The following is a 24,587-nucleotide window of genomic DNA, read 5'->3' on the forward strand; positions in this document are numbered from 1 at the left end:
CTTTTTTGAAGATTAATTAAAGCCCTGACATTTCGGCAGTCTATCATTCATCCCTAATCAATTAGTTAACTCTCATCCCTTAAAAAAGGCCACCCTCAGGTAAAAGGCAACCTAAACCGAAAAATAGGTTTTATTTTTTATCTGGATAATATCGAGCATGCACTTAGTGAACGAAGCGCATGCCCTTTTTATCCTTTAATTTATATTTAGCCTTACACTGCATCTAATGCTTTATCCGATTTATCTAACGCTTCTGCATCTTTTTCAGCTTGCTGTTCAGCCGCTTCAAGATTTTTCAGTTCACGCTTACTCATAGGTAAAAACAGACTCATTAAGATGGCTGAAAGACCTGCAACAGTAACAGAAGAGCCCATTAGATTTTTAAGTAGCGGAGGCATAGCGCTAGTGACTTCTGGCACAGCGGTGACACCTAAACCTAAGCCAAAAGACACGGCCATAATTAATAGGTCACGACGGCCAAGCTCAGCTGTAGCCAAAATACGAATACCAGCAGCAGCCACAGTACCAAACATCACAAGTGTTGCACCACCTAGTACTGGTTTAGGCATGGTTTGTAAGAAAGCACCGATAATCGGAAACATGCCTAACAAAACAAATAGGCCAGCTATGTAGAAAGCCACATAACGACTTGCGACACCGGTAAGCTGAATCACACCGTTATTTTGACTAAAGGTCGACATAGGGAAGCTACCCATAATCGCAGCGATGGTTGAGTTAGTACCATCACCCAATACACCCGCTTTAATACGGCGCATATAAACAGGGCCTTTTACTGGCTCATTAGACACCATAGAGTTAGCGGTTAAATCTCCCGTGGTTTCTATCGCAGTCACAACCGAAATAATAGCAACAGGAATGAAAGCAGCAATATCAAAATCTAGCCCATATTTGAAAGGTGTTGGGATAGTGATCAGCGCTACTTCGGCAATATCATAATTAACCATCCCCATGAAAGCCGCACTAATATAGCCAACAACCATACCTATCATGATGGCTGAAAGACGCAGTGTTTGGTTACTAAAACGGTTTAACAAAATAATAGTACTGAGTGTGATTCCACCAATCGCAAGATAGTGCAGCGCGCCCTTATCTTCAGCATTAAAACCACCCGCTAAATCTGTCATACCCACTTTGATAAGCGATAAGCCTATAGTAGTAATGACGATACCCGTCACCACAGGAGTAATAATGCGTCCCAGCTTATGCATGAAGCGACTTAAGATAATTTCGATAAAGGCTGAGCAAAGACACACACCAAAGATCATGGCGAGAATATCTTCTGAGCTCCCGCCTTGGTTTTTCACTAAAAAGCCCGCCGCTAATACAGCACTTAAGAAAGCAAAGCTTGTCCCTTGTACACACAAAAGACCAGACCCAATAGGACCGACTCGCTTGGCTTGAATAAAGGTACCGACACCCGAGACGATCAGGGCCATACTGATTAGATAAGGAAGGTGCTCGCCGAGACCTAACACACCACCAATAATTAAAGCGGGTGTGGTGATACCGACAAAGCTTGCCAAAATATGCTGAAACGCAGCAAATAAGGCTTTTAGGGGTTCTGGCCTATCATTAAGACCATAAATTAATTCGTTTTTATCATTACTGTATTCTTGTTCTGACTGTTGATCTAACTGGTTGTTCTTACTCATGCTGTTGCTCCGCTTATTATTTTTTTACGAGATACTTACAAGTTTGAGTTCATAGTTTTTGAGTTAATGGTTTAAATGGCTGGCCTCTTCAACCAGCCAAATACTATTTATGTCTTTCCCTGTTGCTTCATCTCCTTTTGAAAGCCGATTAAAATTGAGTCTTAAAGTGATAGTTTTTAAAAATAATGGGCTTTAATAGCCTGCCGACTGAAATAAGGCTTTTGCCGCTGCTGTATGTTTTTGCATTAACTCGGCAATATCCCCTTCTAACCAGACCCCTTGCTGCACTTTCCATTGGCCGTTGATCATGACAGCATCAGCCTTATGGGCACCGCATAACACCATGGCCGCTAATGGATCGTGACTGCCGCTAAACCTTGGTTCATCCAATTTATAAAGTGCGAGGTCTGCCTTCATACCCACAGCTAACTGCCCAATATTTGGGCGATTTAGCACCTGCGCAGAGCCTTTTGTGGCAAGATTTAAGGCATCAAGGTGAGTAAACTCATCTGCTTGGTATCTCAACCTTTGTATGCAAAGGGCTTGCCTAATTTCTTGCATCAAGTTGCTATGGTCATTAGAAGCCGAGCCATCAACGCCCAAACCAACACGAACACCAGCCGCTTCAAGTTCTTTCACTCTGGCAATCCCTGAGGCCAATACCATGTTGGAAGAAGGACAGTGACATATCCCTACTTTGGCAGCACCGAGGCGTTTCACTTCTTCATCATTAAAGTGAATACCATGGGCTAACCAAGTTTTGTTATGCAACCAACCAACTGTCTCTAAATAGTCCAATGGCCTTTGACCAAACATTTCTAAGCAAAAATTGTTTTCATCTTCTGTTTCAGCAAGGTGGGTATGAATATTCACATCGAACTCTTTCGCCAGTGCGGCCGTGCTCTTCATCAAATCTTGCGTGACAGAAAAAGGTGAACAAGGGGCGAGTGCTATTTCGATAAGGTCATCTTTTTGATGATAAGCCTGAATCAAACGAGCACTGTCATCCATGATGGTCTCTTCACTTTGCACAACGGACTGAGGCGGCAAGCCACCTTGATCTTGGCCTAAACTCATGGAGCCTCGGGTAAAAGTCGCACGCATACCCAAGCGTTGCGCAACGTCTACCTGCTGATCTATGCCATTGACTAAGGTTTCTGGGAATAAATAGTGATGATCACTTACCGTGGTACAACCGCTTAGCAGTAACTCCACCATGGCAAGCTCTGTGGCTAAAGCGTGTTGCTCTGGTGTGAGTTTGGCCCAAATCGGATAAAGGGTTTGTAACCAAGGAAAGAGTTTTTTATTTAAAGCAGGCGGACAAGCTCGGGTCAGGGTTTGATAAAAATGATGATGAGTATTAACCGTACCTGGCATAAGCACATGGGCACTGGCATCAAAAATTTGATCATACTGACGCTTGGGGCTTTGACCTTTTGGCACCAACTCAAGGATGGTTTGACCCTGTATCAAGATACCATTGCAGGCATCTTCATTATTGGCCGTAAAGGTCGAAAGAGGTGATTTTATCCATAAAACAGATTGCTTTGTCATAACACGCACTCTTATTAAGGGGTGCATGCCATAAATCTGGCCATGCACCCACAGTTCTAGGTACATGGCAGTGACTTTCGTGTTGATCTACCAAATCGAGATAAAAACATTAGCAAAACAAATTAACTAAGTCATGTGTTCAAAACCCTTGAATTAGATCAATTATGTCTTTGTTTAATTATTTTTATAATTTATAGGTATAAAACAATTGTTTCATCTCTAGGCAATTTGATACTTTCAAGCGAGATAATGTTATCACGCTAAAAACCCTGACGAGATCAGAAGAATTGTTTATCGAAAATCATTATCAAAACCGCATTAAAAACCAAAAACTTATCTGAAAAACATTATAAGCATTTGTTTTTAAATGAATTAATAATCAACTCTAACTATTTCCAATGGAATTTAAACAGGTCAGAAATAGCAAAAACAAGAGCACAAAAACCATTTTATCACTGCGATTTAACATCCTTTAACGCGAGCACCTTATTTGTATTCAGACAATTTGACTGAAAAACAAACAAGTAGCAATACCCCTAATATACGGATCTAGTATTTATCATATAAGTCTGACTCTATCGATTTCACATTATGAATAAATCTAATTTATGGCTATTTTCCTTTGATTTTTGAGTTTGCTTGACCTTTAACTGAGCTTATTATTTAATGATAACAATTCTCATTATCGTTAATTTATTTAATATTCAAGCAGTAAGCCCTCATCATGATTGATCAGCTGAAAAATAAAATACGTTACGGCATGGAGCCAAATAACCCAGCCTTACTTTCTATCTGGTTAGCCTTCGAAGAAGGTAGATGCCAGAAAATATCCCCTGAAGAGCAATGGAAAAGTTATATAGGGATAGTGCAGTTTTTGTTAGAAACCTTTGCCGACACTATGAACCCTGACCATTGGCGTGTGACTTGCCTAGATCATATTGCTAGGCCTCTATGTAGCTTAAACCGTATTGTTAAACGTCCTCAGCAACAAAGTGAGCTACAGGATTTGTTATCCGAAATTAATGTGATTTCCCACTATTTCTCTCCTAATTTTATTAAATAACGCCAGACACCATAAGGAACCAAGATGAAAACTCGAATTGAACGTGACAGTATGGGTGAACTTGAAGTCCCAGAATCCGCTCTCTATTCTGCCCAAACTCAGCGTGCGATTAATAACTTCCCCATTAGTGGTCAGGGCATGCCGATTGCTTTTATTCGTGGATTATTGCTTGCTAAAAAATCTGCCGCTAAAGCTAACCTAAAATTAGGTTTATTAGATAAAGAAATTTCCCACGCTATAATGCAAGCGGTCGATGAACTGCTTACCCAAGAGAATTTTGTCCAGCACTTCCCTGTTGATGTATTCCAAACAGGCTCAGGCACAAGCTCTAACATGAATGCCAATGAAGTCTTAGCGACTCTCGCTTCTCGTATTGCTGGCTTTGAGGTTAACCCGAATGACCATGTTAACTATGGCCAAAGCAGTAATGACATTATCCCAAGCAGCATTCATATCAGTGCCGCGTTAGAAATACACCAAAGCCTGCTGCCAGCTCTAAAGCACCTTGTTGCTAGCATCCAAGCAAAAGCTGAAAGTGTGAAGCAGTATGTAAAAACAGGCCGTACTCACCTTATGGATGCGATGCCGGTTCGTTTGGATCAATCGTTATTAAGTTGGTCGACACAAATAGAACAAAATATCCAAGCCATTGAATTAAGCTTGCCTGCATTACAAAGTTTGGCCCAAGGTGGTACAGCAGTAGGGACAGGCATCAATGCTCACCCCGACTTTGCTAAGACCTTCAACCAAGAGTTATCTGCTTTAACAGAGATTGAATTTACCCCAGCGGCAAACTTGTTTACTCATATTGCGAGCCAAGATATCGCCGTATCAGTTTCAGGCCAATTAAAAACCACAGCGGTTTCTTTGATGAAAATAGCCAATGATCTGCGCTGGATGAACTCAGGCCCACTAGCAGGTTTAGGTGAAATTGAATTAGAGGCCCTGCAACCAGGTTCCTCTATCATGCCGGGTAAAGTGAACCCCGTCATTCCAGAAGCCGCTGCTATGGTCGCGGCCCAAGTAATGGGCAATGACACCAGCATCACAGTGGCTGGACAATCTGGCAGCTTTGAGTTGAATGTTATGCTGCCTTTGATTGCTCGTAACCTATTAGAGAGTATTCAGCTAATTAGTAATGTGAGCCATTTGTTGGCAGATAAAGCCATTAGCAGCTTCGCCGTAAAAGAAGACAAACTAAAAGAAGCCCTAGCTCGTAACCCTATTCTAGTCACCGCGCTAAACCCCATTATTGGCTATCAAAAAGCAGCAGAAATCGCTAAACAAGCCTATAAAGAAGGCCGTCCAGTTATTGATGTGGCTAAGGAAAATACAGACCTTAGTTTAGAGGAGCTAACGCAATTATTAGACCCAGCGAAATTAACTCAAGGTGGACTTTAAACGCCGCTAGGGAAGCTAAATCTAAACAAGTTTTCAAACTAAAATAACGAAAAGCAGAAAGCATTTATTTAATTAAAGCTTTCTGCTTTTTTTGGTCTGAAGAAAGGAACTAAAACAAAAAACCGTTTTCATAAGACCTTTCTAATTTAGTTAAGTTTACCTTAAGAAATCTTTAATAATATAAAACTTAAGACAGCAGGATTAACCGCCTTCACTATTTTTCATTTGCAACTACAAGGATTTGTTATGCCTTTTACTATCAACAACACCCCTGTCACCTTTTCAATTGCAGAGTTTGATCGTATTGCTCGTGAATGCCACCCCAATATGAGAATCGCAGCGTCTAGCCTAAATAGCTTAAGAGAGTTGTTAACTAGAACCTCGCCTCCAGTACAAAAACAAGAAGTCAGTTTGAGAATATCTCGAATGTCTCAAGCAAAAAAAGAAAAATATAAAAAAGTGATTAAATACGTGTCATTTCACTGTTCAGCAATATCGCAACACCTGGCACTTAATGTTGTCGCTAATGGTCGCATAACTAACAAACTCGATTTTCAAAGCTATTACGCAACAATGGATGCTACTACCGATTATGTCGACCTTATGTATGGTATAGCACCTGCTAGAAGTTACGCGCCTTATCGTTTGCCAGCTGGTCGCCCTTTACAATGTGACGACTTTAATAATGCTTCCAATATAGGAACTGGCCTAGCTTTTGGCCGACAATGGAATGGGGCGGGACTGCTAAATGTAACTCGTCAGGAAGTGATGGATAGCATTCGTCGTGGTGGAGCCCTTGGCGATATTCGTAATGAGGCAACACGTCAAGTATTTTCGAATGGTTTACTCGCTAGTCGCTATAATCCGGCAGATGTGTTTAATATGACAAACTCAAGACTTTTAAAAGATACTCATCAAAATAAAGCTGTGGTACGGACACAGCATCCCGATACTTATAGTGGCCGAAGAACAGCCGACCAGCATTATTGGGCCCATGCGAAAATGCTTAAAGGTATTAGGCGTGCCTGTAAAGGCGGTATTGCTATGGTTGCCTCTTCTCCACTTTATCGAAATGTAGATGCTAAGGTGCATTTTGTATTAGATGGTTTGGGTGACTTAGGTACCATGGCGAGAAAGGATAGCCTGCCTAATAAAGACGATTATGTCGCGATTACCTCCTCTGAACTCGCTTTTTGTTGCCGCTATTGGAATGACACTAACTTTCCTCTTCGTAATGTCGTTAAATTTTATGTAAACGGCGATAGAGTACACGCCCCTTGGGAAGCTGATTGGAATGTTGCTGACGCTACAGGAGCACAGGTTTACTCAAATCAAGAAGCTTGGTTACGTTACCAATATAGTTCTGCACAAGTTAACCCTGTCGCTAAACCCTTCCCTCGTTTTTAACTTAGTAACAGAGACTCTAGTCTTTTACTTTCATCATACCAAGACATTCTTTCATGCCAGACCCTAACTTCCTGAGGAGGAAGTTTAGGCTGGACTGATAGCGTGCCAACAGGCACCACCAGCAACCTTTCATTTTGTGTCAAAAATGGCATAGAAGTCCCACAGGTTTTGCAAAATACCCGTCTCACCTGGCTATTGGGTACATCAAAACTCTCCAGATGATTTTCTCCTTGCTGCCAATTTATATTCTCTATAAAAGTAAATGCATTGGCTACATTTGAAGAGCCTGACGCTTTTTGACATAAGCGACAATGGCAAAGTTTAAAGCTAATAAAGTCATCCTTAACTTCATATTTAACCTTTTCACAAATACATGATCCAAGAAGGTAAGGTGCCATTTTGCTTGCCTCTTCTATTAGGTAGTTTTCATCTGCTATCAAGTCTAATCTACTAAAAAATACGCTTTGATTTTTTGATTAAAACTTAATCCAAAAGATACCAACGCGATAACCATGCCTATATAAGCACCAGCAGGAATAGCAATCACAAAGTTAACAAAGAACAGGGTTCTAAAGCCGGTAAAGTTACGCTTTAAAATAAAGCTCACTAAAAAAGCAAAACTCGCAATATAAGCAGCACCTGTATACAAGAACCATTGTGGGTCTAACGTACCAACTTGAATATTCTGGCTAATGAAAACCCCATAGAATACAAAAGGCAGCACCATCATCAGAGCATTCAAAATAAAAGTGATTCTTAAAGGGATAGGTTTTTTAGGAAGATCTTGGGTAAGATTTGGGCTAGTCATAGAATTACCATATTAACTGAAATGAAAATTTACTGATGAGCTCTAAAGACAAATCTAATGAAATAAATTACACTGACTAAGTCTTGAAACGATCAGTTCAAAATCATTCTGGAACGATCGGTTCAAGATGTCAATGCTATTTTTAAAAATGGAAATAAAGCTATGAGTGGAAATAAACAATTCAATACCGATGCTGCGATTGACTCAGCCATGTCACTTTTTAAAGATAAAGGGTTTTCTGGCACCTCACTTTCTGATTTAGAGAAGGCAACAAAGTTAAATAAATCAAGTATTTATAATGCTTTTGGTAATAAGGATGGTCTATACACAGCCTGCCTTGAAAGGTTTCGCTTACATTACACAAGCAAGGCCTTAGCTAAGCTTGAACAGGCCGATTTTAAAACCGCTATTTATGAATATTGCGATTATCTTGTTGGTGGGTTTGATGACGATAAAATGGATCAAGGCTGTCTAGCCAGCCTAGCGGCTTTGGAAATGAGTACCCAAGACTCTATTGCCAAAGACTCAATCAAAAATGGCTTAGATGATATGCTCATATGCCTTGAGAGAAGGTGCCAGCTGGCGATAGAACAAGGCCAACTAAGCAGTAAGTGGCAAGCAGACGAACTTGCCGCCATGATAATTTCGGTTAACCGTGGAGCCATAGTTTTAAACCGTGGCCGTGGCGATAAACAAGCAGGAAACAACGCCTATCGCGGTTTATTAGCGGCTATTTTCAACACCTAGTTTGCCCGAGAAAGTGTACTAATGGCACCAAAGTTAAGCTAACTCAGGTGCTTGTTTGTTTAACACTGTTTTGTTTGACGTTTGACTCTCTAATGTCTTCTCTAAAAGACTTTCTTGCGGCTCAGGCCTGTGTAAGTAGTAGCCTTGTATCATGTCGCATTTCAGTTTTTTACACGTCTGATATTCATCTAGTGTTTCCACTCCTTCAGCCACAACCTTCATGCCCATTCTATGGCCAATTTCAATAATGCCAGATACCAAGGCTTGATTACGTCTGTGTTTTTCAATGTCTTTAATCAAAGACATATCTAGCTTGAGATAATCAATGGCAAACTCAAGCAACAGCTTGATAGAGGAATAACCTGCACCAAAGTCATCCAAGGCAATTTTTACCCCAGCCTCACGTAATTCTTCAATTTGATTAATACAGGTAGCAACATTTTTAACCATTTGCCTTTCGGTTAACTCCACACAAAAAGCCGAAGGTAAAAGGCTAAGTTCCTCCAGCCAAGATAAAAACATACGGCTAAAGTTCGCACTGGATAATTGCGAAGCTGTCACGTTAATTTTAATGCTAGCGAGCTTAATATTTGAAGCATCTAGTTGCTTGATAAGTCTCTGAGACTTTTTAAGCACTATCTTGGTGAGCTGATTAATAATCGGACTGTCTTCAAATACTGGGATAAACTCTTCTGGGCGGACAGGTCCCATCTGCTGAGAGTTCCAGCGAAGTAAAGCTTCATAATTTAAGCTGTTTGGCTGGTGAATGTCTTCAATACGTTGGAAAAAAACATCAAATTCATCTTGCTTAATCGCATGATCAAGCTGAGCGGCTATCATCACTTTGCGATTATATTTCTCTTCCATTTCCCCTGTATAAAAGCGTACAAACTGGCCTGACTCTGGGTTCGCTTTTACCTCATACATAGCACAATCAGCATGCTTCATCAGAAGCTCCGCACTATGCGCTTCTGGATAAAACGCAACACCAATAGCAGGCTGACTTTGAATCTCTTTACGATCTATCGCAAATGGCGCATCAAAGGCTGAGAGTATGTTTTCAATCAGCTGATCTACCCTTTGCTTGTTACTGCTATCAATAAGATCGGTGAAAATAAGGAACTCATCGCCTCCCATACGGGCAATAAAGTCCCCTGCTTCTAAGGTTATTTGCAACCGATTTGCCACCTGAATCAGTAACTCATCTCCCACAATATGCCCAAAGTTATCATTCACCGTTTTAAAGTTATTTAGATCCAAATAAAGAAGCGCAAATTGCTTTTTTTCCGTTTGAGCATTTTTCAGTCTATGATTTATTTCTGCTTCGAACTGGGTGCGATTAGGTAGCTTGGTGAGATGGTCTGTATAAGCAAGTTGGTTAAGTTGCTCATTACGATCGGCAATATCAATTAAGGATTGCTGTAATGCCTGTTCAGACTTTCTGCGCTCTTTAGCATAATAAAAACTGCGAGCAAGAAGAGGAGGTGTAATATCGTTTTTAGTAAGGAAGTCTTGCGCCCCAAGCTTAAGTGATTCTACCGCGATTTCGAGGTCTGTTTGCCCTGTCAAAACCACTATGGGCAAATCTGGGTAGGCTTCTCTTAGCAAGGTGACACTTCTTGAACCTGTGCTATCAGGCAAGTTCATATCCAGTATGAGTAGGTCAAAAGCTTGTTTTGCCAGTGCGCCTGCGATCTCAGAGTACTGATCCACACACACAAGAGTAAACTTACCATCGTAGGCCTCGTCCAGCATGGCCCTGACGATTTCAGCATCTACTGGATTATCTTCGGCGAGTAGGAAGACATTTTCATTATGACTGTCATGCTCTAGTAGCGAGTTATACATTTTACGTCCTATATAGAAAACTCATATTCAACCTTGAATCCACCTAACTCTGATTCACCGAAATATAAACCTGCTTGATTAAGTTGTGCAATACGCGCGCAATAACTCAACCCCATACCAAGATTGGGTGAGTCTTGGTGATTTCTTGTGGTACTAAAAGGCTTTGTTAAACCTGCCAACTTAGATTCACTCACACCAATACCATTATCTTCAATAACCAATTTCGCCCTTTGTTCTGTCAGCCTATTCAGGCTAATTACCACTTTGCCAGTCTGATCTGGCTGTTGAAAGTGCAAAGCATTATTAATTAATGAGGTTAAAAGCAGTTTCCAATGGCTTGTAATCGCCAGCAAATTTACCTCTTGCAAGTTCAAACTAACATCAGGTGAATTGGTATTCAGTAACTCAGCGTTTTCATCTAAACATTTCGCCAGCATTGTTTCAATCAAGAGATGAAGATTGATCTCTACACTCGCTTCTCGAGTCGATTCCAGACGCGTATAAAGAGTCATCGCATCTATCATGGCCTGAGCCTTATCAGCACTGCCTTTTATCAGCTGCATCCAATAACGCTCTTTGTCACTTATCTTTTCGCTTATGTCTTGCTCTAACAAGCCAGTTAACTGACTAATCCCCCGAATCGCCGCTCCCAAATCGTGAGAAATGGCATAGGAGAATTCTTGCAACTTGGGCGTATACATCTCGTCAGTCTTGGCTTGTTCGGACATATTAATGCGACCTATTTACTTGGCAATTTAACAATATCAATCCAAAAAGACTCTATGCTTTGAACCACTTGAATAAAGCTATCTAAAGACACAGGCTTGCTGACAAAGCAGTTTGCATGCAGCTGATAAGCTTCTTTAATGTCAAAAGCATCCTTAGAACTAGATAGGATAATCACAGGAATATCCTTTAAATGCTCATCCTGTTTTAAAGATTTTAAAACATCACGACCACTCACTTTTGGCAAGTTTAAATCAAGCAAAACAATATCTGGACGTTCAACATCCTCATAAGGTGCTCGCTTATTTAAGTAATTTAACGCCGACTCTCCATCTTCAATCACGGTTAGTGTATTTTTCAACTTACCACGACTTAGAGACTCTTTTGTTAACTCAATGTCACCTTTGTTGTCTTCTACCAATAAGATGTTAATCGATTCCATCAGCCTTTTTATTTACCTCTTTAATTTGTTGCTAAATTTTTTGTTGCTTAGGCCAGTTAATAATAAAGGTACTGCCCTGCTCTAATTGTGACTCTAAGTGTATACAGCCAAAATGACGTTCTACTATCTTCTGACAACTGGCTAAGCCTATCCCTGTACCCGGGAACTCACTATTGCCATGTAAGCGCTCAAAGATATTAAAAATTTGTTTTTGATACTGGGACGCGATGCCTATGCCATTATCAGTAATACGAATTTGCCAGTGGTCATCAATTGAAAGCACCTTAAGTGCCACCAGCGGCGTTTCACTATGATTAAACTTGAGACCATTGTTCACTATATTCAGTATCAACTGGAACAACTGAGAAGGTACAGCAGGCAAGTGAGGCAGATTTTCTTCCCAGATAAATTGCCCATTACGCTGAGCAAATTGATTTAATAGGGTTTCATTAACATGCTGACAAGTCTTTCCTAGATCAACACTTTGATAGTTAGTAATCACCTTATCTGAGCGACAATATTCGAGAATGTCGTCTATCATATCTCGTGCTCTATTCGCCCCATCAACCATGTAATGGAGGTATTTCTGACTCTTTTCGTCTAGTTTACCTTCGAGTTGCGTCTCTAATAGAGGGCCGAATCCTTGTACCATACGCACAGGTTCTTGTAAGTCATGGGAGCAAATATAAGCAAAACGCTCTAATTGTTCGTTGACCTTAACCAAGCTAGAGTTACTTTGATTTAACTTATTATTTTGTATTTTAAGTTGATCAAACAGCTGATTACGCTCTGTGTTATCAATCACGCTAACCAAGGTATGCCAGCGACTCAATAACTTGATAGGTGCCAAGGCGACTTGAACTGAGATGACTTCACCATTGGCACATAGACCGGTAAAAGCATCAAGATCAGACATTAGGGCTTTATCTACATCTGGACTGATAGGACGGTACTTACCTTGCTCCCAAATGTAGCCCGTTCTTTGTTCTTCTGGCACTAGATAATCAATAGACTTCTGCAACAGGTGCTGCACATCATAGCCAAATATCTGACAGATAAACTGGTTTACATCCACTATGTGCCCCGCATCATCAACCAAGATCATGCCGACAGGAGAGGAATCAAAAATCAGCTTAAATCGAGATTCGGATTCAGATATGTAATGGTTAGCTTGTCTTAACTCTTCTAACAAGGTTTCTCGTTTAGCCATATCGCGCTTCAGCTTAAGACCTGTAATAGAGGCAAGTACAATCAATAAAACAATTGCCAAAAACAAGATATATAAGTTGATATCGCCAAAGCTTGTTTTAAGTCGGGTGACAGAAACCACAAGGTCATTTTCCAAGCCTAGCTTGACCTTATGGTTATCATCCATATCGGCATTTTGTCTTTGATTCAGAGAGATAAAGAAAGAGTCTTTGCTGTCAGTTAACCCCACCAGATAATGGTTTGAGATAGAAGAAACTGAAACAGATACGGATCTAAGCAGTTTTTCGCAAGAATAAACACCAGCGATCAAACCTAAGAATTCGTTATCACGATAAACCGGATACCAGACCTCAAAGGAGCAATCTCCTTGGATGGCTTCGAAGGCCTTGGTGTAATGGGCCTGCTTGGTTTTTTTCGCTAAAGCAGAAACACGGGCGGGCTCTGCCAAATCTAGATGCAAGTCTAAAATTTGGCGATTACCCCTTAAGGGCGATACAGAGCGTATGTAAAAATCTTGATCAACCCAGGTAAAGTTAATCAGTTCAGGGTGGGCTTTTAGATAAGCACTACTTCGGCTTTCAAAACTTTGGGCATCCACTTCATTTCGACGCCGCATTTCAGCCAATAAATTTATATAGTCAAGATTGCCTTGCAGCTTACCAATAATAGAAGCACGTAAATCTTGGCTAACACGGGAAAGTTCTTGTTGTTGATTATTAACAATTAGAATATTGATATAGAAAACAATGGCCAGTAATAACACACCAATGGCTGTAAGATACCATTTTATATGAAGCTTATTAGACGCCATCACAGCAATGCGTTCCCTATTTTTTAACTTTTGTTAGGTGTTTTTTTATAAAAACCTAGGTTAAACAATGACTTTTTCCCGCTAGGAAAAAGGAGGTATTTTATTGCGATGGGAAAGAGTAAACACCTTATGAACCCTTGTCCATAAAATTAGTTTATCTTAAGTAAACTAGACGTAAAATAGCGCAATATGGGCGCTAGATTACCTTAAATAACCTTACATTTAATACGTAAAAGTCAAAAAAGAGAGGATTAGACTAAGTTAATACCCGTCTAATAAAGTGGTGTTTATCATTATAAGATAAAGACACTCAGCTGTTTCAATTTAATCATACAGCATACCTATATTGAAGAGCGCCTAAACTTTCGTTTAAGGAACCTGCGAATAAGTCCTCCCGCCTCAGCGTGTGGATAAAAGCGCCTAGGTTTATGGCGAGGGGCGTAACTTAATAGTTATTCTATTGATAAGGCCCTCAACTTAAAGATAGGGCTTTTAGACCACGCCCTTCGGGTCTTTGAAGAATACCTAAACGGCATTTCAGAAAAAGCGTCACCCAGTGTTGTCCCTTTTCGAAAGGTGCCTACAGCTCTTATCAGAAAAAGCGGCAAAGTGACGCCTTGTTTGACGCTTTTTCTGAAAAGACTGAGAAGAGGTGACTTAATCGTAGGTTCCTTAAGCTCTATTCATAAATAAAACTAAATAGTTGCTGCGACGCCTGCTGCCACAAAAATCACAGCGGAAACCCTATCAAGCACACTGGTTTTACGAACACTATTAATACGTCCCACTATCATTCTAGATAAGACGCCGTAGAGCACCTTACATAGAAAGTCGACAGCAAACCAAGTTACAACTATCACAGCTAACTGAGTGGCATAGCTTTCTTGGGTTGAAATAAACTGAGGTAAAAAAGCGATGAAGAATACAATATCTTTTGGATTAGTAATCCCCAAGGTAAAGCTCTTTAGTAAGAGGTTTTGATGCTTTTTGGGGGCTTCTTCTTGCTCTTCTTCGTTCGCTGGTTTTGAAGACATCCAAAGGTTAAAACCAAGATAGATGAGGTAAGCAGCTCCTAGATATTTAATCAGATAAAAAAAGGTTTCTGATGCCGCAATAACAGCACCTAAACCTATGGCAGAAATACTAATCAAAATAGAAGAGGCAGTACTGCCCCCTAAAATAATTGGCATAGATTTACGCATACCCACATTAATAGAGCTATTCACCATTAATAAGGTTAAGGGACCAGGAATCGCAATCACCAAAGCTATGGTGACAGTAAAAATAATCCAAGTATTAAAATCCATGCGGTTTCCTCTATTTTATTAGCCATTCTCACTTTAAGTTCCCTAGTGAGAAACACTTTTGTATAAACATTTATATTACAAGTAATATAAATGATATTGAGAAACTGAGTCAAACCCTTTAGAGTTTGCTGCAAATAACTGCAAAAGAGAAAATGCTATGTCAGATTGGATTTCAGAAATGGAAGGGCTTGCCCTAGGCTCTAGGATGCGCCGTTTTAGTGATTACCTCTCTTCTGAAATCAAAGCTGTGTATAAGGCCAAGGGCATAGATTTTAACCCTAGACACTTTCCTGTGGTGTCATTAATTTGTGCCCATAGCAGTGAACTGCTTTCCATTCGAGAGCTTGCCGAAGAAACCGGTCTCACTCATTCATCCATTAGCCAAACTGTTACCAAACTTGAATCCATTGGCTTTTGCACTCGTGAAACGGACCCAAGGGATGAACGTGCGATTATTGTCAGGCCTACTTCTGTGGTTCTCGAATTTGTTGAAAACGAATTAACGCCTATTTGGCAAGCCATAAAGCAGGTAACCAATGATTGTCTACCAGATCAGAGCATAGGATTTTGGCAAACCTTAGAAGAAGCTGAAGAAGTGATGCAAGGTGAGCCCCTTTCACGAAAGATCCTTAAACATCTCGCCAATAGCAAATAATCTAGCGCTAAATAGCCATATCTGTCTCTGCTAACTAAGATAAGGTCAGTATTAATTAAATTTATCTTCATCTTATCCATGATAATCAAATGGATAAGATGAACTTGGATCGCCCTTAAAGCTAAAAGCACTTCTAATATGAAGTCATTAAGCTGTGTCTTAATAACAAAGTTTATCGCTTAGATTCCGACAGGTCTTGCACTCAATGAAAGAAAACAAGGAGCTAATTAGTGATGCCATCTAGTCAGTCCAATTTCATCTATGAGCAAACTAAAAACCCAAGATGCTTTAATTCAATTAAATTTCTATCTGTTATTACCTGCCTGTTTTTTATCCTGATAAACCCAGCCTTTACTAAGTATAAAACCATCAAGATTGTGACCCTGTTTGATTACGCACCTTATTGTATGGCAGATGAAGGTTATCAAAGTGATCAACTTATTCACCTAGGCGAAGATGCCGTTGGTTTTCGTGGCTATAGCTGGGATGTGCTACGTGAAAGCTTTCAAGAAATGGGCTACACAATACAGCTTAAGATTGTCCCTTGGGCAAGGGCGGTATCAACTGTCAAATCAGGTAATGCCGATATTCTCTTTCCGACAGGGATTAACTCAGAAAGACTTAACACCTTTCATTTTTCAGAAGAAGCGATTAATAGCGCTAAATTTAAAGTATATGTGAACCAAGACTCTGCTTTAGAATGGCAAGATTTAACATCATTAAAAGACCTCTCTATTGGTGTCAAGCGAGGCTTTAACTATGGTGATAAATGGGATGCCGTAAAGGATATTAATATCATCAAGATCACCACCATCACCCAAGGGTTTAAAATGCTAGAGGCGAAACACCTTGATGGCTTTTTGGGTTATGAGACAAATTGGGATTACACCCTTAAGCAAGAGAATTGGCAGGGTAAGTTTAAAAAGATGCCAGCCTTTGATAGTTCTAATGAGTACCTAGCAGCCTTGAAAACTAATCCCAATGCCAAAGTCTTACTCGCAGATTTCGACCTTGGTAAGCGACGCTTAATGAGACAAGGCAGATTAAAGCAGATACATGAAAAATGGTTTGGTACAGCAGAATAAGATGCCACTCAACCCTATTCTGCTTTTAAATCTGCTCTTCAACCCCGGTTAGTTTTTTTATCAGCACTATTCCGTTTTAAACTTACCCACTAATAGCTGAATCTTGCTACTCAATTCAGTGGTGTGCTGACTATTACTGGCCGTTTCTCGTGAACCAGCTGCGGTTTCTTCCACATGTTCATTAATCACTTCAACCGTACGACGTATTTCTTCAATGGCATTATTCTGCTCTTCGGTTGCGGCCGCAATCTGGTGGTTTATTTGGCTAATAGAAGCCACAGACTGGGTGATCTCATTTAAGGCATCACCTGATTCCTTGCTGTTTTCAACACAAGCAATAGCACGCTCCTTACTAAAGGCTATCCTTTCAACCGCTTCTTTTGCTCCATGCTGTAGCTTTTCTATCATGATCTGTATTTCTGACGTGGAATCTTGAGTGCGTTTCGCTAATGTTCGCACTTCGTCTGCAACGACGGCAAAGCCTCGACCCTGCTCGCCAGCTCTGGCGGCCTCAATGGCAGCATTAAGTGCTAGCAAGTTTGTTTGATCCGCGATTCCTCGAATCACATCCAATACAGAGCCTATGGCATCCGAGTCATTCGCTAACCTGTCTATCACGCCTGAAGCGGTATCAATATCACTTTGCAGTAAGTTAATATTATCGATACTGGCATCCACTACGGCGAGTCCATTCGTGGCAGCCTTATCCGAGTTATTCGCTAATTCAGCCCCTTTCGCCGCATTCGATGCAACCTCTTGCACCGCTGGCAATATTTGCTCTAGAGCAACTAACAATTGCTCTATCCCCACCTTTTGCTCTGCAACCGCCTTATCTGTTGAATTAGCAGTCGCACTTAATTGGCTAGAAGAAGAGGATATATCGTCGATCACATGCCTTAACTCAATCACAACATGCTGTATTTGATTGGCAAAAAGGTTAAAGCCTCGACCTAAACTCGACAGTTCATTACTACCCACTTCATGCAGTCGCTTACTTAAGTCTCCATCCCCTTCTCCGATATTAAGCATGGCATTTATTGCTGACTGTAAAGGCTTAAACAGCGCCTGCATAATGAAAAAGATCAAACTAATAATGAGCAAGGCAACAATAATTTGGCTCGCAAAACTGGCTTTTAACCATAATGAGGCCGCTTCTTGTGAGTCAGCTAGGTGCTCTGCTGTACGTTGGTCTAAGGCTTCGAAAAAGGCATTTACTGGCACAAATATGGCTTTTACTTCTTTGTGATACTGCTGATCAAATACAATTCTGGCAGCAAAGTCTTCAACCGATTCACCTGTTTTAGGAGCAAAAGGGCCAGACACTATCTTGCCTGTACGAATAGATTCCATAGCTTGAGTTTCAGTATCTATCAATAAATTAGAGTTACTTGCCGCTTGCGCTAAAAGGTCTAACTCTTGTTTAGAAAAGTTAAGCTCGGCCATTATTTCACTTTGTTTCTTCACTTGCCCTGGATAGAGCTTAGGGTGAAATTCGCTTGGCCTTTTGGCTTTACCAGCACGCCAATTAACTATTTCCCAGTAGGCATCAAAATACTTTTTGTCGCCAGTTTTAACATAAGTGCGGCTTAATCGAGTTAAGTCCATGGAGGTGTGTCTAAATTCGTCAGCGAGGAGATAAGAGAGGTAACGTGTTTGACTACTGAGCTTTTGATCTTCGTTTTTAAAGGTGGCGATATTTTGACTAATGATGGCAGTTAACATGAGTAACATAATCGCAATGAGGATAGCGATAAGACGTGTTTTAATTTTCATTTCAACATCCTTTAGCAATGAAAGGTTTTTCGGAAAATAGAATCAAACCTAGTGAATAAAATTCATCTCCAGTACGCATTTAAATAAGCGCTCAGTTTTATATTTTTCCAATACAAATATTGTCACATTTCTTCACATTTAAATTGAAGGATAGAGAGTATAAGAAAACTTTATCTATCTTGATAGAAACCAAGGTAAATATAAGGTTAAATTAGCGATAAAAATCGCCTTTCTAAAACTTTAAAAAATATTAACCAATTGATTATTAAGAAATAAATAATTATAAAAGCATTACGATTATTTACAATTATGAGAGAAATCACTTTAATTTATGGCGTAAAAATTAGCTTAATTCTGAACTTAAGTAGGATTAAATAAATTAATATTTACACAAAGATACAGATATAAAGTAAATATACGCCATTTATTGAATGCCAGAAATCGAGTGAGAAGTATTTTTGTTTTATTAAATGGATAAAGTATCAGCCATAAAAAGTTAACTTTTTATGGCTGACTTATATCAGAAAGGAGACAAAATTTGAGTGAACTAAAGCGTAAGGTTAGTCCTTTTTATACCAATTAAACTTAGCTCGAATAGGTTCATGGTCACTTAATTCAGTGAAGGTATCCAACTCTTCATACTCAACCAATTCGAGTTGGTAATATGCAAAATCACGATTCAAATAAGCTACTTGGTCCGTGCTTTCACTCGAGCTAGTTGCGCAGTTAGCTATGCTGTCATCCGTGCTTTCTATAAAGTCCTGACACGCTAACCTCATGCCAGTGGTAGATAAGAACATCTCCCAAACTTGTCGCTGTTCATCAGCAAATGGATAATCAGACCACTTATTATTAAAGTCTCCTCCCATGATCACAGTCGCATTGGCAGAATAACTATTAATAAAGTCGGCCAACTGTAAAAACTGCTTACGACGAGCGTTATAATCATCTTCGTCACGGCCGGCATTCATATGAGTGTTATAAACATGCACAGCAAAGTCTGGAGTGATTTCATGTACCGCTACACTAAAACCCTTTTCCGTCCAGCAATCTGGGCTGTTATCAAATAAGCTACCGTGACAAGCGGTATACTCTTCAAACTCATTAGAGTCTAAGCTGTAATCATTGTTATCTCGATTGGCCATATCAAAAGGAAAGTCGGATAAACGCAGTAGCCCATCACCATAAGATGTCATGCCTCCACGCCAATGTTTCGAACGATATGGGTAAGCTTGCTTACTGAGTCTACCTTCATCTTTTACCAAGTCGTGTTTAGACTCACTGAACATTTCCTGCATCAAAACTAGATTATAGTTTTCACTTTCAAGCCTTTTAAGGAGCTCTTTCAAATCAGATTTTGAATTGCCGCCGATACATTCTGGAAAACCATCAATATTATAAACCACTAAGTCAAAGCTCCCTGAATCAGCACTTTCATAGCTGGGAGCCCCACTCTCTTGATAATCATACCCTTTAGAGCTTTTAGTGCCTGTCGCTGAAAACTCATATTCAGTTAAGCCACAAAGAGCGTAAGCCGAGCTTTGATAGAAGCAGGTAAAGCCGATGAAAGAAGCGGGTAATAGGTATTTTTTAAGCCGAATCATTCGCATTGTTATTTTTCCTTAGTTGTCAAAATAGATAAAAGACACTCCTCTCTTGGAGAGGACTAAGAAAAATTAAACAAAAAATGCGTAACAGAAATAGCTTTTCAGTCATCTATATATAAAGTGCCGTTTTCTCAATATTGGAGGCTAATTTCATGTCTTGATTAGCTTTTTATTGAAAGAGTTTTTTTACGCTTACTTTTAATCAAATCAGAGCCCGCCGTTAGATCAAGTTTGAAAATGAATACCTATACAAAAGCTTTATCTTTAGCCTTTTCAATCGGCTTTTTTATGGTTATATTGCGCCAGCTACTAACACCTCTTTAGGGGAATATAGAGTAGAGAAAAGTCTTGGATGGGGCTTTTTTACGTGCGTGAACTTTTTACATGGATAGTCATAAGTCAATCAATGACAGCGCTTAACGCGATTGATTGCTTTCATTTATTCATGATTAAAAGGTTTTCAAATGAAGCAACACCTCTCTCTAAATTTGGCCATATATAGCAGCTTAATTATTTTATTAGCCTTTTCTCAGATCTCCCCTGCTTTTAGCGCAACCTTATTTGAAACGCCTTTCTCAGCCTCTAAAGGGGAATCACTCAAGCAATACTGGTCGGGGACGGAAGGTCTCACCTCTAGTGCTTTGAAAGCTAAATTACATGACATTATTGATGGTCAGAAACCGCTGAAATATACCCGTAGTAAAAACACTGACTGGTACGATGGCAAACACCTAGATGTATGGGAAGCCCTCACCTATACAGACTCAGCTTGCCCAAGACACAAGCCTAAATGCGGCTTAATCCAGCTATTATATTTAGATGAAACCCGCCATATTAACCAAGCTAATCGCGGCAAAGGCACAGCCGATAGTTGGGATAGAGAACATGTTTGGCCAAAGTCACGCGGCTTTAAAAAGCAAAGCCAAGATGGCTATACAGATTTACACCACCTAAGGCCTGCTGATCGTAATATCAATGGCGCCCATAGCAATTATGGTTATGACGAAGGCGGTAAGCCTTTCATGGATAAAAAAGCAGATGGCACTAAACAAGCCAGCGGCACTTTTGTCGATAAGAAAAATCAATCTTTTGAGCCAAGTGATAGAGCGAAAGGCCAGGTTGCACGTATGGTATTTTATATGGCAACCCGATATGAGCTTGGAGACAATAGCGGACAAGAAAAAATGCCAGACCTCTACCTTAAAGATACTAACCTCAAACAAACAGGTCAGCCTTGGATAGGCGACTTATGTACCTTGGTGAAATGGAACCAATCTTTCCCTGTCACCGCATTTGAGAAAAGACGTAATGATAGAGTGCAAGAACTACAAGGTAATCGAAACCCTTTTATTGATAATAGCCATTGGATAAATCAAATCTGGAGTCAATGTTAAGGTGCCTTAATTACGACATACCTTTTCTATTAAACGACATATTAAAAACACGCCATTCTCAAAAGCAAATCGACTTAAAACTTTTTTGAAAAAATAATTTTAATTAATAGAAACATTCAAAATAAATAAAACCTATCGAAAAGAAAGTATTTCTTATAACGCTTTAAGCTTATCTAAACGTCTTTTTAGAAGAACTATTCAAAAAACTTTCACTAAAAACTGAACGTTAAAATAATTAAAAAATTCACATTTTATTTAAATATTTTTATATTTTCAAAATCAGGAACTTATACAATATCATTATGTGAAATAACAAAATCAACTATCAATTAGTTTTTTTAGTATAGACATCTATCTTTTTTACTTACACAATTCTTACAAGATCAATGCTCAAAACCTAATTTAAATACAACAAAGCAGCACATATTTGATAATTTTGCTCAATACAAGCAAAAAGCAAAAAATATCAATTTCTAGCATTGAACGACTCATTTCTGATTTAAAGACTTTTAGTCTTTAAAAACGATTGGCTTATTAAGCCAATTCTTTCAATGCTGAAAACAAGGAAGAGATAAATGCAAAAAATCAAACCCACAATTTTTTTAGGTATATTTGCAGTTTCATTAAGTTCGGTAAGTGGTTTAACAATTGCAGCCGATACCATTAAATCTTATACATCTACTTTATATAATTTAGATGATACTGATGCCAATAATAAAAGAATCCGATTACTTTATGCGGTTCAAAATGCTTGGAATTTAGATCATATTCCAGAATCTATTAAAGAGGTTAAACTAGTTTTATCCGGCGGATCTGGTTTTGATATGACGAATGTTCCCCAAAGAACCACGCTTTATGAATATGGTACTTCAGCAGACTATCGCTACTCCATACCCACCTCGTTTCAACTAAAAGTAAATTATCATGATGGAGCAAATGTAAGACATTGGGATCACAAACCCTCTAATACCATTAGTTCTGCTTCTGTTTCTGAAACCTCTGAATTTAGTCTTGGTATCACTTCAGGACAAATACCAGTGATTTCAGGCGGTGCATCTTGGAGTACAAATGTACGTTATGATCAGGCTGAATTTACCACTATCGCCGATTATAATCAGAATCAAAACGCTATCACTTGGAATATTCAAAATCAGTCGATTAGACACAAAACGCCCCCTAAAAATAACTTAATCTATGCTTGGACGAATTTAGGAAAATGTAACTTTAACAATCTAATACCAACAAATGAGCTGCCCGTTGTGATGCGTTCAGACTTTAGACCCGAAGCCTCGGTCCTTTATCGTAAAGACTCAGTCACAGACGGACAAAATAATACCCGTTTAGGTCTAAGGGCCGCTTGGACTAAAACCCATTATCACTTCGCCCGTGACTGGTGCACCTTCTACTCAAACTTTAGCTGGAAAAACCATTCAGACTATAGCCAAACCTCTGCTGCTGAAAGAGTTGTCAGCATAGGTTGGAGCGATAGTCTCTATCACTAAAAACAAGACTCGTCTCCCACACACGAGTTAGCGTAAGAGCAAGAGAACATCTGATCTCTTGCTCTTTGATAAAACGGATAAGTAAATATCTCATGGAGCCACAATGCGGATTAACACAGGTTCAAAATCATTTTGGGTAGTTTTAGCACTCTGCCTCACTCTAGGGGCGAGTTTAGCCACTAGATTACTCTCTAATGGCCAACCTAATAACCAAGATACATCAACAGGGTTGGCTCAAGATAAAGTATCTAGCCATACAGATTCACACTCAGAAACCGCAAGTGGTTTTATCAACAATAAGACTGGGTTAGATAAAAAAGCTAATGACACGTCAACAGAAGAAGCGTTAAGCCTAACCGAACTAGATGACACAGTGATTGAGGAAGAAGCTCCTCTACCAAGAGTACTTAGTAGCTATACTCCAGCAGGGGCTCGCTTAGATAGTTTTCTCGAAGAACATGATGTTGCTTATTTAGACTCATCATATTACCCCTTTGATGCCCAAACCGATGAGATTTTAAGACGCTATGCCAATAGTGGAAAGATGCTGCTATTTGATAATACGCAAGCCAAAGAAAACCTTTTAGAGTTCAACAAAACAAGTGGTGATCTGGTATCAGACTATTACGGTACAGGCTCTGAGTCTTCTATGACAATAGCCACCAGCATTAAGCTTGCCAATGGTGGGATTGAATACATGGTATTGCCAGTTTCAACGTCGGATCAAGAAAGTGAAGAAGACCTATCTGAGAAAGTAAAACTCGCCATAGAGCTTTTTGAAAAAGAACAAGAGAAAAAACAAGAAGCAAACGCCAATAGTTAAAAACACAAAAGCCAGTCACCTTTCGGTTGGCTGGCTTAGTTAGATCTCTCGCGCTATAAACTAGAGCGTAAAAATAACACGACTAGCCAAACCGATTAACACCAATCCCGATAGTTTATCAATCAGGGATGCCTTTTCTCTCAACTTAGGTAATACCGCCTTATGAGAAAGAATTAGCGCAATGATTGTATACCAAAGCCCATCCACTAACAGTGGCGTTAGCACAACAAGGGCATTACCTAAATTATCATCTGCCACTTTGACAAATTGGCTAAATAAGGCCAAGAAAAACAAGATAATCTTAGGGTTAAAAATCGAAATCGCTATGCCATCTTGAGCGGCTTTTAAATAGCTTGTGCTTTCGCCCGCCGCCAATTTATCAGACATACCACCTTTTGATCTTAATGCCTGTACACCTATCCAAGCCAAATACAGAGCACCAAATATCGCAATACCATTAAAAATTAAAGGCGAGTGTTTTAAAATTGCCGCCAAGCCTAGCAAGGTTAGTAAGGCATAAAAGCCGATCCCCAAAGAGTGAGCCCAAGCACAGACAATGCCTTTTGCTCGACCACCACCTAGGGTATGTCGCACAACCATGGCCAAACTCGGCCCAGGTGACATGGCACCTAAACAACAAATCGCAAGTAGCCCTAACCAGGTACTAAAACTCATCTTTCACTCTCCATAAAACAGCTTAAATCACTCGATGCCTTATCCTATGACATTCTATACATGAGTTAAAATCACAT

At 39.7% G+C, this 24,587-nt stretch carries 21 protein-coding genes; 9 read left to right on the top strand and 12 right to left on the bottom strand.

The annotated features are described in order from the left end of the window. Positions 1 to 212 precede the first annotated feature (212 nt). Entirely contained in the window at positions 213 to 1,673 is a 1,461-nt protein-coding gene (locus OA91_RS00385) for a uracil-xanthine permease family protein (protein ID WP_063338517.1), read from the bottom strand. A 192-nt stretch (positions 1,674 to 1,865) separates the two neighbouring features. After that, on the bottom strand, positions 1,866 to 3,293 hold the full coding sequence (locus OA91_RS00390; protein WP_231870275.1) for an 8-oxoguanine deaminase: 1,428 nt from the start codon (positions 3,291 to 3,293) through the stop codon (positions 1,866 to 1,868). A 658-nt stretch (positions 3,294 to 3,951) separates the two neighbouring features. On the opposite strand from OA91_RS00390, the gene OA91_RS00395 reads away from it, so the two are divergent. The 3 genes from OA91_RS00395 (at position 3,952) to OA91_RS00405 (ending at position 7,098) form a co-directional block, all read left to right on the top strand. Beyond that, positions 3,952 to 4,290, top strand: a complete 339-nt coding sequence (locus tag OA91_RS00395; protein WP_063338516.1) for a hypothetical protein — start codon at positions 3,952 to 3,954, stop codon at positions 4,288 to 4,290. Positions 4,291 to 4,314: 24 nt separating this feature from the next. Then, entirely contained in the window at positions 4,315 to 5,691 is a 1,377-nt protein-coding gene (locus OA91_RS00400; RefSeq protein WP_063338515.1) for a class II fumarate hydratase, read from the top strand. Positions 5,692 to 5,937: 246 nt separating this feature from the next. Beyond that, positions 5,938 to 7,098: a hypothetical protein gene (locus tag OA91_RS00405; protein ID WP_063338514.1), complete on the top strand. Its 1,161-nt coding sequence runs from the start codon at positions 5,938 to 5,940 to the stop codon at positions 7,096 to 7,098. Here OA91_RS00405 and OA91_RS00410 read toward each other — a convergent pair. After that, positions 7,095 to 7,538 (bottom strand): GFA family protein, encoded by a 444-nt coding sequence (locus tag OA91_RS00410; RefSeq protein ID WP_082827713.1) that lies wholly within the window; start codon positions 7,536 to 7,538, stop codon positions 7,095 to 7,097. The genes OA91_RS00405 and OA91_RS00410 overlap by 4 nt on opposite strands. Positions 7,539 to 7,540: 2 nt before the next feature. Then, positions 7,541 to 7,906, bottom strand: a complete 366-nt coding sequence (locus OA91_RS00415; RefSeq protein ID WP_063338513.1) for a hypothetical protein — start codon at positions 7,904 to 7,906, stop codon at positions 7,541 to 7,543. Between the two features lie 162 nt (positions 7,907 to 8,068). Between OA91_RS00415 and OA91_RS00420 the strand changes: the two genes are divergently transcribed. Then, on the top strand, positions 8,069 to 8,653 hold the full coding sequence (locus OA91_RS00420; RefSeq protein WP_063338512.1) for a TetR/AcrR family transcriptional regulator: 585 nt from the start codon (positions 8,069 to 8,071) through the stop codon (positions 8,651 to 8,653). A gap of 33 nt (positions 8,654 to 8,686) precedes the next feature. Here the strand turns inward: OA91_RS00420 and OA91_RS00425 are convergent, their stop codons facing one another. The 5 genes from OA91_RS00425 to OA91_RS00445 all read right to left on the bottom strand — a co-directional run bounded on the left by OA91_RS00425 (position 8,687) and on the right by OA91_RS00445 (position 14,996). Continuing rightward, complete coding sequence (locus OA91_RS00425) at positions 8,687 to 10,501, bottom strand: two-component system response regulator (protein WP_063338511.1); 1,815 nt, start codon at positions 10,499 to 10,501, stop codon at positions 8,687 to 8,689. A gap of 8 nt (positions 10,502 to 10,509) precedes the next feature. Beyond that, positions 10,510 to 11,229 (bottom strand): sensor histidine kinase, encoded by a 720-nt coding sequence (locus OA91_RS00430; protein WP_063338510.1) that lies wholly within the window; start codon positions 11,227 to 11,229, stop codon positions 10,510 to 10,512. An 11-nt stretch (positions 11,230 to 11,240) separates the two neighbouring features. After that, entirely contained in the window at positions 11,241 to 11,669 is a 429-nt protein-coding gene (locus OA91_RS00435; protein ID WP_046016214.1) for a response regulator, read from the bottom strand. 31 nt (positions 11,670 to 11,700) lie between these two features. Further along, complete coding sequence (locus OA91_RS00440; protein ID WP_063338509.1) at positions 11,701 to 13,689, bottom strand: ATP-binding protein; 1,989 nt, start codon at positions 13,687 to 13,689, stop codon at positions 11,701 to 11,703. Between the two features lie 695 nt (positions 13,690 to 14,384). After that, positions 14,385 to 14,996: a LysE family translocator gene (locus OA91_RS00445; RefSeq protein ID WP_063338508.1), complete on the bottom strand. Its 612-nt coding sequence runs from the start codon at positions 14,994 to 14,996 to the stop codon at positions 14,385 to 14,387. A gap of 157 nt (positions 14,997 to 15,153) precedes the next feature. Here OA91_RS00445 and OA91_RS00450 point away from each other — a divergent pair, with 157 nt between their 5' ends. Next, entirely contained in the window at positions 15,154 to 15,651 is a 498-nt protein-coding gene (locus OA91_RS00450; protein ID WP_063338507.1) for a MarR family winged helix-turn-helix transcriptional regulator, read from the top strand. Between the two features lie 233 nt (positions 15,652 to 15,884). Continuing rightward, complete coding sequence (locus OA91_RS00455) at positions 15,885 to 16,736, top strand: substrate-binding periplasmic protein (RefSeq protein ID WP_082827714.1); 852 nt, start codon at positions 15,885 to 15,887, stop codon at positions 16,734 to 16,736. Between the two features lie 66 nt (positions 16,737 to 16,802). Here the strand turns inward: OA91_RS00455 and OA91_RS00460 are convergent, their stop codons facing one another. Together OA91_RS00460 and OA91_RS00465 are read right to left on the bottom strand one after the other, a co-directional pair. Next, positions 16,803 to 18,509 (bottom strand): methyl-accepting chemotaxis protein, encoded by a 1,707-nt coding sequence (locus tag OA91_RS00460; protein ID WP_063338506.1) that lies wholly within the window; start codon positions 18,507 to 18,509, stop codon positions 16,803 to 16,805. A gap of 560 nt (positions 18,510 to 19,069) precedes the next feature. Beyond that, positions 19,070 to 20,119, bottom strand: coding sequence for an endonuclease/exonuclease/phosphatase family protein (locus tag OA91_RS00465; RefSeq protein WP_063338505.1), 1,050 nt, complete (start codon positions 20,117 to 20,119; stop codon positions 19,070 to 19,072). Between the two features lie 461 nt (positions 20,120 to 20,580). Between OA91_RS00465 and OA91_RS00470 the strand changes: the two genes are divergently transcribed. The 3 genes from OA91_RS00470 to OA91_RS00480 all read left to right on the top strand — a co-directional run bounded on the left by OA91_RS00470 (position 20,581) and on the right by OA91_RS00480 (position 23,835). Next, positions 20,581 to 21,510 (top strand): endonuclease I family protein, encoded by a 930-nt coding sequence (locus OA91_RS00470; RefSeq protein ID WP_063338504.1) that lies wholly within the window; start codon positions 20,581 to 20,583, stop codon positions 21,508 to 21,510. Positions 21,511 to 22,085: 575 nt separating this feature from the next. Then, positions 22,086 to 23,012, top strand: coding sequence for a leukocidin family pore-forming toxin (locus tag OA91_RS00475; RefSeq protein ID WP_157203831.1), 927 nt, complete (start codon positions 22,086 to 22,088; stop codon positions 23,010 to 23,012). A 103-nt stretch (positions 23,013 to 23,115) separates the two neighbouring features. Continuing rightward, entirely contained in the window at positions 23,116 to 23,835 is a 720-nt protein-coding gene (locus OA91_RS00480) for a hypothetical protein (protein ID WP_063338503.1), read from the top strand. Positions 23,836 to 23,895: 60 nt separating this feature from the next. Here OA91_RS00480 and OA91_RS00485 read toward each other — a convergent pair whose 3' ends face one another. Then, positions 23,896 to 24,510: a LysE family translocator gene (locus OA91_RS00485; RefSeq protein WP_046016208.1), complete on the bottom strand. Its 615-nt coding sequence runs from the start codon at positions 24,508 to 24,510 to the stop codon at positions 23,896 to 23,898. Between the last annotated feature and the right edge of the window lie 77 nt (positions 24,511 to 24,587).

It is taken from the genome of Marinomonas sp. SBI8L, assembly GCF_001624705.1.
Taxonomy (GTDB): domain Bacteria; phylum Pseudomonadota; class Gammaproteobacteria; order Pseudomonadales; family Marinomonadaceae; genus Marinomonas.